Origin of the sequence: Mycoplasma sp. HU2014 (genome assembly GCF_001199495.1) — a bacterium.
Classification (GTDB): Bacteria; Bacillota_I; Bacilli_A; order Mycoplasmatales; family Mycoplasmataceae; genus Mycoplasma.
Map to the genome: position 1 here is coordinate 1 of NZ_LFYS01000015.1, position 15,968 is coordinate 15,968.

The window sequence follows — 15,968 nt, forward strand, 5'->3', positions numbered from 1 at the left end:
TTTTATGAATTGGATGTAGCAAAAATAAATGAAGATGAAAAATACGATGGATATTATGTTTATGAAACAAATAGAACTGATTTATCTGTAGTTGATATTGTAAATTTATATTCAAAACAGTGACAAATTGAATCTAATTTTAAAACGTTAAAAGGTAAATTGTCACTTCGTCCAATGTATCTATCAACATGAAATCATATTGTTGGATATATTTGTTTATGTTTTGTATCTTTAGTGTTTTTAAATTATGTAGTTTACCTTTTGAATTCTAGATTAGGATTACAAGGTAAAAATAGAATTACTGAACATAAAATGATTAACGTTATTAAAGATGTCAAAGAAATTGAGATATTTGTAAACAAACAAAAAACAGAAACAATACAAGTGTTTAATGATGAGTTAAAAGAAAGTTGAGATACTTATCACACTCTTTTAGAAGTTTTAAAAAAATAACAGTTGACTTATAAATTTAGGTTTATAAGTTTAAACTGTTATTTTTATGCTTAAAGTGGGAAACGTAGGAGAATATCTGTCTCTTATTACTTTAGGTATATTATTAAGATCAATTAGGTTCTCTTCAATTACCAGAATCACGATTTACAAAGCCTATAGTTGATGCCTTTTTTACATTTCAGTTAGATATATCTTGGCAAAAAGATTCTGCTTTATGAAACATATAATCCATATTCTCTACTGATGAAACGTCTCAACTTGTAATTGTATCACCACTAGATTTTGTTATTTTTCTAGAATTTAAATGAACTCCTCCATTATTGTAGGAATATGCATTAGAAAACATAAAAGCAGTTCTTTTAAGATTTTTAAAATTCATGAGGATATATCTTTATTGAAACGAGATGCATTATTAAACATGCAAAATATGTCAACCACGTTGCTTACATTTCAATTATTTAAGTCTTGGTTAAAACTCTGTGCACTATAGAAAAGTGATTGCATATTTTTAACATTAGATACATCTCAACTATTTAATGGTTGATTGAAATCCATAGCTCTATGAAACATTTCTTCCATATTAGTTACATTTGAAGTATTTCAATTATTTAGAGGTTGGTTAAATTCCCAAGCTCCATGAAATGTTTCTTTCATACTCACTACATTCGAAATATCTCAGTTATTTATATTTTGATTAAATAAACGAGCTTCATGAAATATCATATCTATATTTTTAACGAATTGAAGATTTCATTTATCTAAATTTTTGATTTCTTTATTTTTATTAAAAGAAAAAGCTTCTTCAAGTGAATTTATTTGTCATGGTAATTTAGACGGAACCTCTTTTACAGTTTCAGGCATTCTTTCAATTACAATTTCTCCAACATATTTTTTAAAATATCCGATTTCTTTACATATTGTTTTATCTTCGTTATATACAGCTTTCTTTTCAAATGAAGTTAACTCTTCTTTTGTATCACTAATTAAATTTTCTAATATCTCATTACTTGATTTATTAGAATGATCTAAAATATCTTCAAATTCTTTTCTTGCTATTGCTTCTTGTTGTTCTTTTTCTTCAACTTTAGTATCATAGTTAATATTTTGATTTTCAGGTTTATCATCCATTATTAATTTCTCATCATCGTTTTCTTTTTCCTTATCAGATTCATTATTGTTATGATTACTATTTTCATATTCATATTCATATTCATAATCTTTATCATTAACCGATTTATCTTCTCTTTTTACTAGATTAGAATTGTGCTGATGATAAACTATTCCAAAAATAGATCCTGCACTTAAAATTGATAAACTAGCTAAACACATTATTTTTAAAAATAATTTAAATTTATAATGAACAAAAAGTTGAAGTAAATATTTTTAATGAGTAATTTTATCATCTTCTTTAGAATATCTATCTCGTATAGTTTTAGGTAAATTTTTTGATCAATTAGGTTCTCTTCAATTACCTGAGTTTTTGTTTACAAAATATTTAGTATATGCTTTTTTTACATTTCAATTAGATATATCTTGGCAGAAAGATTTTGCACCAGAGAACATATAGTCCATTTCAACTACATTTGAAACATCTCATGTTGTAACGACTTCTCCATTAGGTTTTGTTACTTTTTTAGTAATTAAAGGAACACCGTCGTTATTAAAAGATTCAGCCATATCAAACATTACTGATAAAGACCTAACATTTTTAGATAAACATCAAGAAGAAATGTCTTTATTAAATTTTTTTGCATATCGAAACATTCCTTCTAGTTTAACTACATTACTTATATCTCAATTATTTAAATCTTGATTAAAATTATTTGCAGAAGAGAACATATATTCCATATCCTCTACTTTAGATACATCTCAACCATTAAGTGATTGATTAAAATTTTCAGCATGAGTGAACATTCAAGTCATATTGGTTACATTTTTAACTATTCAATTGTTTAATGGCTGATTAAATTTTTTAGCTCCAAAAAACAGTTTACCCATACTTACTACATTAGAAGTATCTCAATTATTTAGATTTTGATTAAAAGATTCAGCAAAATAAAACATCCCATCCATATTTCTTACAAATCTAAGATCTCATTTTTCTAAATTTTTAATCTCTGTATTTTTATTTTTATAAAAAGCATCATGAAGAGAATTGATTTGTCATGGTAATTCTTCTGGAACCTCTTTTACAGTTTCAGGCATTCTTTCAATTACAATTTCTCCAACATAATTTTTAAAATATCCGATTTCTTTACATATTGTTTTATCTTCGTTATATACAGCTTTCTTTTCAAATGAAGTTAACTCTTCTTTTGTATCACTAATTAAATTTTCTAATATCTCATTACTTGATTTATTAGAATGATCTAAAATATCTTCAAATTCTTTTTTAGCTATTATTTCTTCTTCTTTTTCTTCAACTTTAGTATCATAATTTATATTTTCATTTTCAGGTTTATCATCTATTATTAATTTCTCATCATCGTTTTCGTTTTCTTTATCAGATTCATCATTAAAATCATTATTACCTTGATCGTTATTGTCAGTTATTTCTTCATAATCTTTATCATTAACTGATTTATCTTCTCTTTTTACTAGATTAGAATTATGCTGATGATAAACTATTCCAAAAATAGATCCTGCACTTAGAATTGATAAACTAGCTAAACACATTATTTTTAAAAACTTCTTCATGTTAATCTCCTATCTTTCAATAATGTATTAGTAAAATTTATATATTTTTTAACCATATTTTTAAAAATAATTTAAATATTAATAAAATAGGTGAATTGTTAGAATTTATTAGGTTAACATTAATAAAAGTTTTTGTTAAAATTTTATTATTATAGAGGTTTTATGAGAGTAGCTATATTTGGAACAACTGGTGCAGGGAAAAGCACTTTATTAAAAGATTTAAAATCACTTTTAGATGATTCATATGTATTTGTTGATGAAAATTTTGAATCACCATATTTCAAACAAGCATATGATGAAAATAGTAGTGATATTCAAACTACCAACTATAAATTAGATTTATGAATGTTAACTGATAGAATGAAAACATTTAAAAAGTATATCAACCAAAAGAATATAATTTATGATAGATCATTACTAGATTCAATGGTTTTTGCTGAAACAGATCATAATTATGGTAGATTAAATGATGTTGATTATCATGTTTTTAAAGATTATTTTTTAAGTTGCGTTGTACCTAATTTTTATAAAAAAGAATTAAAAGAATTTAAATATGACTTAGTTATTTATTTAAAAGTAGACGAAGATACAGCTATTCAAAGAATAAATAAAAGACATAGAAATGAAGAAGCAAAAACTAAAGACAAATTCTGAAGAAGTTTATGTCGAAATTATGAAACTTGATATGAATTTTATAAAGATGTTCTTCCTATTATGGTGATTGATTCTACAAATCAAGATCACTTAGACTATGCAAAACAAATAGTTGAAAGAATTAATCAATTTGATAGCAAAAAAGATTGTTAGTGGGACAATCTTTTTATTTTCACTAAATTATAAATTATCGTTGAACAGCAAATAATAATTGTTGTTGACAAAATAAATATCGCACAATTTCTAAAAAACTCTTCAGGTAAGATATTTATTATTTGATCATTATTAGAGTTAAAAATTCAATTATTTTTTCCTATGAAAAATATTTTATGAAATATTTCAAAACTTTTATCAAAATTAGCAAAAGTAAATACTGCAATTATAATGGCAAATACCACTATAAAAATTGAAGCGTAAAAACTTTGATTAAATTTAGTTTTAAAACTATTTTTATGTTTGAATTTAAAAATACTTATACTAATAACTCCAATTAAAGAGATTAAAAATATACTAATACATATGACAAATAAAATCTTAACATCATAAAAATGAGCTCGACCTTCAACTGAGCTTTTTAAAGTTCCCACGCTATAAGAACCAAATAAACTTAAATAATTCATAATTGAATCATAAGCTGTTTTTATAGTTGAATAATCATAATGTGACGTTTTTTCAATATCTAAACTTTTAATTTGTCAATAATAAAATGGTCGGAAATAAATTATAAAAACAATTGGAAAAGTAGCGATCAAAAATATATAAAAGATAACATTTAAACATTTCAAAAATTTATAAACATTTGATTTATTTTGATTTGTCATAACTTTCTCCATTGGTTATTCTGCGTTTTTTAATTGTTGAATTTCTTCGAATTCATCTTGTTTATTTTTTCATTTAACTAGATAAGCTAATTGATCTAGTAAATATTTTAAAAATATTGATTGACTATGCTCAAATAATTGGTGATATTTTCAACCATAATTAATAAATGAATCTGTTTTTAAATTATATAAATTTGCTAAATTACTACTCAACATTTCTGACATTGAAAATATAAATAAATTAGCTTTAAACTGATCAGGAATAGTATCTAATATAGCTTGAAAAAATGGTACTTCTTTTTCATCACCTATTAATAAAATAATTAGATCATTTTCTTTTAATTCGTATAATTTAAATGAATCTGAAAATATGTTAGTTTGTTCAATAACTCTTACTTTCTTTATTACAAAAAAATTACTTAGTCAATTTAATTCTTTTTGTAAAACATAACTAGAAAATAAATGAATGTTTTTAGCTTTAGAAAATTTATCTACTAATTTTGATATTTTACTTAATTGAGTTTTTAATTTTACAATATGATCTTGAAGTTTATTATTGTAACTAGAAAACACAGTTTCTTCTAGCTTTTCTTTTGGTCCTTGTTTAATTTCTTTATCAATTTCATCAACTGAAAAATAAGTAATTTCAAATTTTAATTTACTTATTAATTCTCTATAACCTGTAAAACCTAATTTTTTAGAAAATAAAGTCACAGATGATTCACTTACATGACACTCAATACTAGTTTGTTTCATCGAAGGATAATGTTTTTTACTAATAGCTTGGTCTAATAAATAATTAGAAAATAAGCATAAACCCGATCCATTTTTTAGATCTGCATAACTTTTTAAACTTTTAATTAATGAAATCATTTAATACACCCACTACAATTGATTACTACTTATATTATACTTTATTATCAAATTGCTTTAATTTGTTGAAGAATATTTATTTAATTAACTAGTATTATTACATAAATTTTGTGATTGGTATTTTATTTATTGAATAGAATTTCAAGTTTTTAAATATTAAAGATAAATTACAATTATTATAAATATCTATAATAAAATATTTTGCGTAGGTGTATATATGAAAAATATTGACTTAAATTTAAAAACTACTAATTATAATAAATATCAAAAATTACTAGCTTTTAATTTATTAAAATTTAACAATCAAACTGAATTAAATAATATAATTGATAATATTAACAAAAATAATTTAATTATTAATTTAGATCAATACAACTATAATGAGTATTTAACTGATATTTTTAAATTAAATTTTTACAACACTATAGATTTTATAAAAATAAATAATGATAAATTAGATAATCATTTAACTGAAAACTTAAAATTAACTGTAAATTTTATATCAAATACAATTAATAATATTTTTTGAAATAACATTAATAAACTATATGATGCTAAAAATAATTTAATTAATATAACTGAATATAATTTAGAAATTTCAAATTATCTATCTGATTTATATTTTCAATTTAAAGATATTGTTTCTAATCAGTTATTAAATATCATTTCTCATTTGATTGATTCATATTTAAAAGTTAGTCATTTAAATAATAATGATATTAAATTAAATATTTTAAGTAATAATTTAACTAGTATTTTAGATTTAATTAATGAAAAGTTTTTAAGTATTACTAAACTTAAATTGCAATATATTTATAAAGTTTTTGGTTTAAAAGATATATCAAATCAAACTAAAACAGATTATAAAAATAATTTTGATGATTTTTTAAATGATGATTATTTATTTGAAACTAGTTTTGATGATGAACTTAAAGCATTAGAATTTTTAGGCTTAGAAAATAATGTAACTTGAAATGAAATTAAAACTAAGTATAAACAATTAGCTATTAAATATCATCCAGATAATAATATTAATAATTCTCAAGCTCAAGAAATGATGAAAAAAATTAATAGTGCATATAATTTATTAAAAAAACATAGAAAATAGGAGAAAACAATGCAACAGTATTTAGATTTATTAAAAGATGTTTTAGAAAACGGTGAAGTTAGAGATGATAGAACTAAAACAGGGACTATTTCAAAATTTGGTGTACAAGCTAGATATGATTTAAGAGAAGGATTCCCACTAGTTACAACTAAAAAAGTATTTTATAAAGGTATTTTTCATGAAATGTTGTGATTTATGTCAGGAGATACTAACATTAAATATTTAGTAGATAATAAAGTTAATATTTGAAATGAATGACCTTATGAAGCGTTTAAAAAAAATGATGTTTATAATGGCGAAACATTACAAGAGTTCGTTGAAAAAATTAAACAAGATGATGAATTTGCAAAACAATGAGGAAATTTAGGTCCAGTTTATGGAAAACAATGACGTGATTTTAATGGTGTTGATCAATTAGAAAAAGTGATTCATGAGATTAAAACAAATCCTTTTTCAAGACGTCATATTGTTAGTGCTTGAAATCCTTGTCAAGTTGATGATATGTTATTACCTCCATGTCATTCACTATATCAATTTTATGTTTCAAAAGATGGATATTTAGATTTACAGTTGTATCAAAGAAGTGGCGATTTATTTTTAGGTGTTCCATTTAATATTGCTAGTTATTCATTATTATTAGCTTTAGTTGCAAAAGAGTGTAATTTAATACCAAGATATTTTGTTCATACAATTGGAGATGCTCATATTTATTCAAATCATATTGATCAAGTTAAATTACAGTTATCACGAGATTGTAAGAAATTACCTAAATTAAAAATTGCAGATCATGTTAAAAATAGTTTAGATTGTAAATTTGAAGATATTGAAATAATTGATTATGATTACCATGATGCAATTAAAGCACCTGTTGCTGTTTAATAATAAGTAAAAAAGATTGACACTGTTACATAAAACGTTTTAGTTTTGTGGTTTAGTAGCAGAGAAGGTATTATTAAATTTTCCTACATTTCCCACTTAAGCATAAAATAACAGTTTACTTATAGATTTAGATTTATAAGCAATCTGTTATTATTTTTTTAGTATATTTTAATCTTCTGGATGACCAGGATAATGATTATCGTAGCGTGGTGAAGTAGGATAAACACGATGTTGTACCATTCCGTGTGGATATCAAGGATATATACCATGTTGTACAAGTGGTGTATTGTCTAACATACCTTGAACTCTAGATTTAAAACTTTCTGTTGATTCACCTACCAACCCTATACTAACATATCAGCTATCTAGTGGTTGTAAAAACCGACTACACTCAAAAAACATAAATCTAAAAGTTGTTGCACGTTGAATATTTCAATCATATACTCGTCTATTAAAATTTTTTGCTTTATGAAACATATAATCCAATCTTGTTAAACTATTTGTTTTTCATGTACTTACTTTTCCATTAAATGAAAAGACAGTGTCAAACATATGTTCTGCATTATTTAGATTTTCAACATTTCATTGATCTAAATCTTGGTTAAAGTTCGTACATTTATGAAATATCCAATCCATTTTAAAATGATCTTTAGTATTGAATCTTCAACTATTTAAAGGTTGATTGAAGTCACTAGCTCCAGCAAACATTAGAGAAAAACTTAAAGAATTTGCAACTTTTCAATTTGAAAGAGGTTGATTGAAACTTTCAGCACCATTAAAGGTACGGTTGAAAAATTTAACATTTGCTGTATTTCAACTGTTGATGTTTTGGTTAAATTTTCTTGCTTCTTTAAATGTATCAGACATATTAGTGATATTTCTTGTATCTCATTGATCTATATTTTCTATAGATTGTTGCTCACTTTTGAAAAACATATTCTCAATTGAAGTAATTTGAGGTGGTAATAATTTTGGTACTTTTCTAACAGTTGGTGGTACATTATCAGTTTTAATAACTCCTAAAGATTCAGCAAAACCTATAACAATACATTCAGTTTTTTCTTTGTTATATTCAGCTATAGATCGTGTTTCATCAATTTCACCAACCGGTAAACTAAAAGTATCTCTGATTGAACTATTATTGACTTTAACAGTTACATCAAAAGTTTTACCTCTATTTTCAGGTTGATTATTCAATAGTGGAAATCTTTCATTTTCTTGTTGTTCTGAAAGTTTTATATCAATACCTTTAAAAGGTGCATCTTGTAAAAAATCATTTATTTTTTTTGAATAACTCGGTATTACATCAAGATATTTTCTTAATGCTGGAACTTGTCTATTTGTAAAATTATTTTTCCATACTACTTTAAGTATATTTTCAATTATTATTCTACCAATAAAAACTTTATTATCACTTTGTTGATGACTATCTCGCATTACTCTAGGTCATTTGCTTTGATCATCTTTAATTTTAGTATCTTTTAATAAATTATTATATTCTGATTTATTAGTGACATTATTTAAAATTCAATTACTTAAATCTTGATTAAAGTTTTGAGTTCTAATGAACATATTTGTAACTTTTTGAACGTTATACATATCTCAATTAGAAATATTCCCATTAAAATCAGTTGCACCACCAAACATATATCTACTATCAGTAACTTTACTCATATTTCAGTCATTTAAATTTTTATTAAATTTTTCAGCTTCAAAGAACATTGATTCAGTTATTGTTACATTTGACATATCTCAATCAGAAATGTCTTGGTTGAAATTTCTTGCACGCTCAAATGTACGTGACATATCAGTAATATTTTTAGTATTTCAATGTTGAATACCTTCAATATGAGAATGTTTATTATCTTTAAATGCTTCTTTTAAACTTGTGATAAATCTAGGTAATTTAAACGGAACTTCTTTAGTATTCGGATTTAATCTTTCTAGTATGTATTTTTTGTCATTAGTCTTAACATAACCAATTTCAATACATTTATTGTTTGATGAATTTTCATAATTAGTTTGTTTATTTCTATCTGGTCATACAATACCTAATTCAAATTCAAATAAAATATCAGAAATTGTAAATTTTAATTTTTCTGTTTCTCTATTATCTGTATCTTTTGTATTTGCAGTAGGATTTTTCTTTTGATTTACTATATTTAATGATACTTTTTTATCAAGCATTTTATTAAGTTCATTTTCAAATTCTTTACCTATTTGAATAAAACTTTCACTTTCTAAAAGATGATCTTTAAATTTCTCATCTCAAATATTATTAGCAATTTTATAAATAAATTCGCTAATTTCACTTACTTTAGTTTGTAGCTTTATAACTTTGTCTTTATTAATATCGATTTCGCTTTCTAATTCTCTTTTTTCACTTTCTAATCTTTGTTTTCTATTAATAGATTCTGTTATAGATTTATTGATACTCTCAATATTTTTTCTAGTTTCACTAATTTGGCCATTTAATTTTCTATTTGCTTCTTCTAAATTAGACCTTTCTTTTTTTACTTGCTCAAAACTAATGTCAAGTCTTGTTATTTTTTCTTCTAATTCTATAAGTTTGTCAAAAAGTTTTTTGAAACTGTTTGGATCATTTTCATCATCAATGTTTTTGATAGTATTTTTATAAAATTCTAATATAGCTAAAACTTTTTGAGTGAAATCTTCTTTTTTAGCTAAATCTTCAGGTAAATCTAGTGTAGTGATTAGATCATTTACAATTTTTTTAAATTGCTCAAATGGTTGTAATTTACTAGAAAGTTCAGATTTTGTTTTATCTAATTGCATAGTTTTTTGTTCTTCTTGGCTTATTTGATCTTTTAATAATCTTGTTCTTTCTTTAAGTTGTTCTACTTTTTGTTTAATAGAATTTATTTGATCGTTAAGACTATTAATAAGTGATTGAGCATTTTGAGTTTGATTATTATTTATAGTTGTATTTGAATTACTAGAAACACTGAATAATGATGCAGATGTTGAAGCAAAAATAGATAAAAAACTAGTTATTAGACATATTATTTTTTTCATATAAATTCCTTTCTAAGTTATTCATTCTCTACATCCTGTAGAAGGGAAATAGATACGTGCATTAAAGAGAACTTTAGGCACTCAACCTTGACATGCATGATCAAGTCACGCAGTTCCATTTAACATAAGTTCTGTACGAGCTCTAAGTTCAGAATTATTTACAGCACTCATATCTCATTTTGATATACTTCTCAAGAAATTTGTTGCATTATAAAACATTCTTTTAAAATTTATAACACTTATTACATCTCAGTCACTAACCTTTCCATTAAATTTTTCTGCTCCTTCAAACATAGATATCATGTCAACATGATGACCTCTAGAACCACCTATTTGTCAATTATTTAAATCTTGATTAAAATTTTTTGCATTTAAAAACATTCTTCTAAATCCACGTGCTTCTGAAACATTTCAAGCAGTAAAAGACCTTCTTCTTAAATTAACAAATGTTGAATCTAAAGGCTTGTTAAAACTTGTTGCCCCATTAAATACATCATCAAAATATTTAACATTAGAAGTATCTCATTTTGAAATATCTGTATTAAAACTATCATTATCTCTAAATGCACTTGAAATATTCATTAAATTTCTTGTATCTCATTTATTAAGGTTTTCAATTTCTGCTACTTTACCATCTCTAAAAATTCCTTCAATACTATCGATTTGTTCTGGTAAAAAATCAGGGACTTTTCTTATGTGTTTTGGCATATGCTCTGCTCTTATATTTCCAAATTCAGGTACATTATTTTTTGAAAAACCTATAACTTCACAAACTGTATTATCGTGGTTATATTCAGCTTCACACTCAGTATCTATAATTTGTTCGATTGGCAGAACTATTACAGAACTTTTAACATTTCTAGTAACTAAGTAGATATTAAAAGTTCGATTTTTATCTTTATTATTTAGTGGGAATCTAGCATTTTTTTGAGATTCTTGTTGAGCTAATCTTAGATATCCTTTTTCATCAGAAAAACGTTCTAATATCTCATTTACTCTACCTTGAAATATTGATAAAACATTTGAGTATTTTGTCAGAGCTTTTATTCGATTGTTTTTAAAATTATCATTTCATATATTTTTTATTAAAGAAACTATTAAATCATCAATTAATAAATTACCTTGTACTTCTGTAAGTAATTCTTGTACTCTTGGAGGCAATTTTGAAAATTGTTCTTCTATTTTAGAGCCTTTAAACATAGTCTTTAATTTTTCTTTGTCATTTACTTTATTTAAATTTCATTTATTTAAATATTGATCAAAACTAGATGCATTTTTAAACATATCATCAACTTGAACAACATTATTAAGCTTTCAATCATTAATATTTTTATTAAAACTAGATGCACCATCAAACATTGAATTAACATAAACAACATTACTCATATTTCAATTATTTATATCTTGATTAAATTTTTTTGCATCTCAAAACATATCTTGAGTAATTTTTACATTTGACATATCTCAGTTAGATATATCTTGATTAAAATTGGGTGTGTGAGCAAATGTTCGTCACATACCAGTTACATTTTCAGTGTTTCAGTGTTGAATTCCTTCGATTTCAGAATTGACATTCCCTTCAAACGCTTTATCAAGAGTTGTGATAAATCTAGGTAACTTTTTAGGAACAAGTGTTGTTATTATTTTAAATGGTTCTATTTTATATCCTTCTTTTTGACTTCACGTATATCCAATATCTGTACAAACACTTGCGTGATGTGCATGATATATAGTTGAAAAGTTTTGTTTAGCTGGTCATACTTTTCCTATTTTAAATTCATATAAATTGTCATTGAGTTTTAGTTTTAATGGTTCATTAAAGTTTACAACGTTAGAATTATCTTGTTTAAATTGTTGTTGTCTACTTACTAATTGAAAACTAAACCTTTGTTTAGTATCCTGATTAATTCTATTTTCAAACTGCTGTTTAATTTCACTATAAGTTTCACTATTTAATAAATGGTCTTTAAATTCTTCTTCTCAAATCTTATTAAATATAGAATTAAAAACTGAATTTATAGCATTAAATCTATTTGTTAATTGTTCAATTTCACGAGCTAAACTTTCTTTTTCGCTTTTTAACTCTTCAATTTTATTTTTTAGATCTTGTTCTTCTTTTAATTTCTTTTCTAATTCTAGTTTTTTTAAATATAAGCGTTCTGCTAATTGAGTTAATTCAATTTGTAGCGAATTTTCAATATTTACTAATTGTTGAACAACTTGTTTTAATGATTCAACTTCAATGTTTTTTTCACTTATTAAAGATTCTACATAATCTGTATTTGCTCTAATTTTATCTCTAATGTCATTAGAACTAGATTCAAATTCTCTTTTACTAGAATTATAAAATGCAAGGATAGCTAATAAGAATTTTTCTCTATTTTCATTAGTTACATCTTCTAATTTTTCAATATTTAAATCTTTTATTTTTTCATGATCAAAATTAATATTAATTTCATGTTCTTTTAATTTTTCTTCTATTGTAGGTCAAAAATTTTTAAAAGCATCTACTTTATTAGTTAAATCATTAACTTCACTTTGTAGATTTGTATTAGATTGTTTTAAAGTTTGTAATTCTAAATTTTTCTTACCTAATTCTTCACCAATTTTTAATATTGCAGTTTTTAATTTCGCAATTTGATCATTTAAACTAGAAATTAAATTTTGAGGAGTATTTTCATTTTTTGAAAAATTACTTCTAATTAAATTATTTTTAATCAAAACAGCACTTGTTGGAACAACAGCTGACAAACTCAATGATAGAGTAATTAATAAACTACTTAGTTTTTTTCTTCAAATCATAAAACCTCCTTTAAATTTTATTTTCATTTTTAAAACATTTTGTCTATTATATGTGCATTCTTATTTTACTTTTTTTTTTTTTAGAGCAAGTCTTTTTTTTATCGTTCTTAGAGCAAGTCTTTTTTATCATCTAATACATGCTTGATATCATAATAATTATTTAAGTTATTTTTATATTATTGTGATATATTCCAGATTTTATATTATTGTGATATATGTTAAAAGCTTACTAAGTTATAATAGTTTTGAAGGGAGGTTTAAATACCTTGAAAGATTCTTTTATAAATAAAATTAAAAATAAATTAATAGTTTCATGTCAGGCAGTTGATGATGAACCACTAAATGATGCTTTTGTTATGCAAAAAATGGCTTATGCAGTAGTTCAAGGTGGAGCTGAAATACTAAGATTAAGTCAAGTAGAACATATAAGTGCAATACAAAAAGTTGTTGATGTTCCAATTATAGGACTAATTAAAAAACATTATCAAAATAGTGAAATAGTGATTACTCCAACATTTAAAGAAGTAGAACAATTAGTTAATTTAAAAGTTGATGTTATTGCAATTGATGCAACATTTAGAAAGCGTCCAGATCAAGATCTAGAACAATTAGTTAAAACTATTAAAAAACATTATCCAGATCAATTATTAATGGCTGATTGTTCTACAGTTGAAGATGCAATTAATGCTGAAAAGCTTGGTTTTGATTTAATTGGAACTACTTTAAGAGGTTATACTAAAGAAACAAAATCGTTTAGTAATGTTGAAAATAATTATGAATTTTTAAAACAATTACAAAAAGTAATTACAAAACCAATTATTGCTGAAGGTGGTATTTGAGAGCCACAACAAGCTAAAGAAATTTTAGAATTAGGAATTCATGCTGTTGTAGTTGGAAGTGCTATTACAAGACCTCAATTAATAACTAAGTATTGATTAGATAAAATTAATAAATAATATTTAATATAATAAAACTCATAATTTTTGTGAGTTTTTTTCTAATACTATATAGAGTTCAGATTGTTTTAATTTTTATTAAAAAATTGTGTCATTGCAATTTAACTAGAAAGGGAAAAATGATGAGTTTAACTAAAGAATTTAAAACTTTTGAACAACAAATAGAAATACTAAAATCTAGAGGATTAGTAATAGAAGATAATCAACAAGTAATAGAAATATTAAAACAAGAAAATTATTACAACATAATAAATGGATATAAAGATTTATTTTTAAATGATAATAAAAATAATAAAGAGTGCACAACTTTTGATGAGATCTATTCTTTATTTCTTTTTGATAGAGAATTAAGAAGCATTATTTTAAAATACATACTACTTTTTGAAAGAGATTTTAAAACAATAATGTCTTATAATTTTAGTCAAAAATATAATATAGAAAATAGGGTCGATTCATATTTATATCCTCAAAATTATAGAGAGGATTATGTTGATGTATTAAATTTTATTTCTACTGTTAATAATATTATTACTTCAAAAAGCCAAAAAACACCATACATAAAACATTATATTCAACAATATGGTCACGTTCCATTATGAGTAGTTGTTAATATAATGTCTTTTGGTAATATGTCTTTTATGTTTAAAATCCTTAAAGATAGTGACAAAAACTATATTACTCTTTTTTATTTGAATAGATATTTAAAAGAGTATGATATAAAAAATGATAAAATTAGATTGAAAAGTGAAAGCTTTTCATCAGGAATAAAAATTTTACATATAGCCAGAAACATTTGTGCTCACGAAGAAAGAATTTATAATACCACTTTTAACAGAATGGCAGTAAATGATATATCAAATGTGATTGATTATAAGATTTCTAGTAAATTAAGACTGATAATAATATTTATGTTCTTGAAAATTACTTTAACTTCAAAACATTTTTCATCATTAAAAAAAGAGATCCTAGATCTTTTTAATAAATTTAAAGAAAAATTTAAAGTAATAACATTTGATGAAATTTTAAAAGAAATGGGTATAAATTTTAGAAGTTTTGTTAAATTGTAAAATATATTAATAAATAGTTTGCAAAAAACAAATATTTTGGTATTATATAAATAAGGATCGTGTCGGGAAAGTGTACGTCACTCCGGCAACCAACGCCAGATAAGTTAAAAAAACTATTATTTTATGTCGTGGGTTTTTAAACAAAATGAACCTTTAAATTTTTAAGTTATAATAATCTTATCAAAGGAAATTAGAAAATTAAACTAATCCAATAAGCCTAATTTTTCTTTGAGTTCGAATGATATGCGATAACATTCATTCTTAACACCTGAGACAAGTCCTGATAGTTCATCGACTACTTCACTGGGCAATCCACTTGGGTGTTTTTTAATGCTGTTAAGAGTCTTATCTAATACAGTATGAATCCATCTCGTTTTATTTATTGTTCCTAGGGTTTTTAAATCATGTTTTCTTTCTTCATCTAATTGTTTTCTTTTTGCTATATCAGCTATTCCTCAATCATGAGATCCTTTTTCTAATATTTCAGCTTTAAAACGCATAGTTTCTGTTCTAAAGTAGAACTTCTCATCTGCACCTATAACAAATTCAATACTTTCTTTTTTGTTGAACTTATATCTCTTCCCATTTTCATCAAATGCAGCATAATAATTTTTTTGATATT

The 15,968-nt window shown here is 23.8% G+C and carries 14 protein-coding genes; 6 read left to right on the top strand and 8 right to left on the bottom strand.

Annotated elements, in window-relative coordinates:
- Positions 1–453: IS1634 family transposase (locus AB668_RS00805; protein ID WP_152908012.1), on the top strand; the 453-nt coding region annotated here is incomplete at its 5' end.
- Between the two features lie 103 nt (positions 454–556).
- Here the strand turns inward: AB668_RS00805 and AB668_RS00810 are convergent.
- The 3 genes from AB668_RS00810 to AB668_RS05885 are packed head-to-tail and all read right to left on the bottom strand — an operon-like array spanning position 557 to position 3,150.
- Positions 557–799 (bottom strand): BspA family leucine-rich repeat surface protein, encoded by a 243-nt coding sequence (locus AB668_RS00810; protein ID WP_050517210.1) that lies wholly within the window; start codon positions 797–799, stop codon positions 557–559.
- A complete protein-coding gene (locus AB668_RS00815) occupies positions 754–1,782 on the bottom strand; it encodes a BspA family leucine-rich repeat surface protein (protein ID WP_050517211.1) in 1,029 nt (342 codons plus the stop codon). The genes AB668_RS00810 and AB668_RS00815 overlap by 46 nt, the downstream gene beginning before the upstream one ends.
- A gap of 54 nt (positions 1,783–1,836) precedes the next feature.
- Positions 1,837–3,150 (bottom strand): BspA family leucine-rich repeat surface protein, encoded by a 1,314-nt coding sequence (locus AB668_RS05885; protein ID WP_050517212.1) that lies wholly within the window; start codon positions 3,148–3,150, stop codon positions 1,837–1,839.
- 162 nt (positions 3,151–3,312) lie between these two features.
- Here AB668_RS05885 and AB668_RS00825 point away from each other — a divergent pair, with 162 nt between their 5' ends.
- Positions 3,313–3,957 carry a deoxynucleoside kinase gene (locus AB668_RS00825; RefSeq protein WP_050517213.1) on the top strand — a complete coding sequence of 215 codons (645 nt, stop codon included), beginning with the start codon at positions 3,313–3,315 and terminating at the stop codon, positions 3,955–3,957.
- On the opposite strand, the gene AB668_RS00830 is transcribed toward AB668_RS00825, so the two are convergent.
- Together AB668_RS00830 and AB668_RS00835 are read right to left on the bottom strand one after the other, a co-directional pair.
- The gene (locus AB668_RS00830; RefSeq protein ID WP_050517214.1) at positions 3,954–4,625 is read right to left on the bottom strand and encodes a TIGR01906 family membrane protein; all 672 of its coding nucleotides are present in this window, start codon (positions 4,623–4,625) and stop codon (positions 3,954–3,956) included. The genes AB668_RS00825 and AB668_RS00830 overlap by 4 nt on opposite strands.
- Before the next feature lie 15 nt (positions 4,626–4,640).
- On the bottom strand, positions 4,641–5,498 hold the full coding sequence (locus AB668_RS00835; protein WP_050517215.1) for a MurR/RpiR family transcriptional regulator: 858 nt from the start codon (positions 5,496–5,498) through the stop codon (positions 4,641–4,643).
- 217 nt (positions 5,499–5,715) lie between these two features.
- Here AB668_RS00835 and AB668_RS00840 point away from each other — a divergent pair, with 217 nt between their 5' ends.
- A complete protein-coding gene (locus tag AB668_RS00840; protein ID WP_050517216.1) occupies positions 5,716–6,606 on the top strand; it encodes a J domain-containing protein in 891 nt (296 codons plus the stop codon).
- A gap of 9 nt (positions 6,607–6,615) precedes the next feature.
- On the top strand, positions 6,616–7,485 hold the full coding sequence (locus AB668_RS00845; RefSeq protein ID WP_050517217.1) for a thymidylate synthase: 870 nt from the start codon (positions 6,616–6,618) through the stop codon (positions 7,483–7,485).
- A gap of 168 nt (positions 7,486–7,653) precedes the next feature.
- Here the strand turns inward: AB668_RS00845 and AB668_RS05415 are convergent, their stop codons facing one another.
- Together AB668_RS05415 and AB668_RS00855 are read right to left on the bottom strand one after the other, a co-directional pair.
- Positions 7,654–10,521: a BspA family leucine-rich repeat surface protein gene (locus tag AB668_RS05415; RefSeq protein WP_050517218.1), complete on the bottom strand. Its 2,868-nt coding sequence runs from the start codon at positions 10,519–10,521 to the stop codon at positions 7,654–7,656.
- A 12-nt stretch (positions 10,522–10,533) separates the two neighbouring features.
- Positions 10,534–13,323, bottom strand: a complete 2,790-nt coding sequence (locus AB668_RS00855; protein WP_050517219.1) for a BspA family leucine-rich repeat surface protein — start codon at positions 13,321–13,323, stop codon at positions 10,534–10,536.
- Between the two features lie 266 nt (positions 13,324–13,589).
- Between AB668_RS00855 and AB668_RS00860 the strand changes: the two genes are divergently transcribed.
- Entirely contained in the window at positions 13,590–14,279 is a 690-nt protein-coding gene (locus AB668_RS00860) for an N-acetylmannosamine-6-phosphate 2-epimerase (RefSeq protein WP_050517220.1), read from the top strand.
- A 122-nt stretch (positions 14,280–14,401) separates the two neighbouring features.
- The gene (locus AB668_RS00865) at positions 14,402–15,346 is read left to right on the top strand and encodes an Abi family protein (RefSeq protein WP_050517221.1); all 945 of its coding nucleotides are present in this window, start codon (positions 14,402–14,404) and stop codon (positions 15,344–15,346) included.
- 203 nt (positions 15,347–15,549) lie between these two features.
- On the opposite strand, the gene AB668_RS05660 is transcribed toward AB668_RS00865, so the two are convergent.
- Positions 15,550–15,968: hypothetical protein (locus AB668_RS05660; RefSeq protein WP_160315001.1), on the bottom strand; the 419-nt coding region annotated here is incomplete at its 5' end.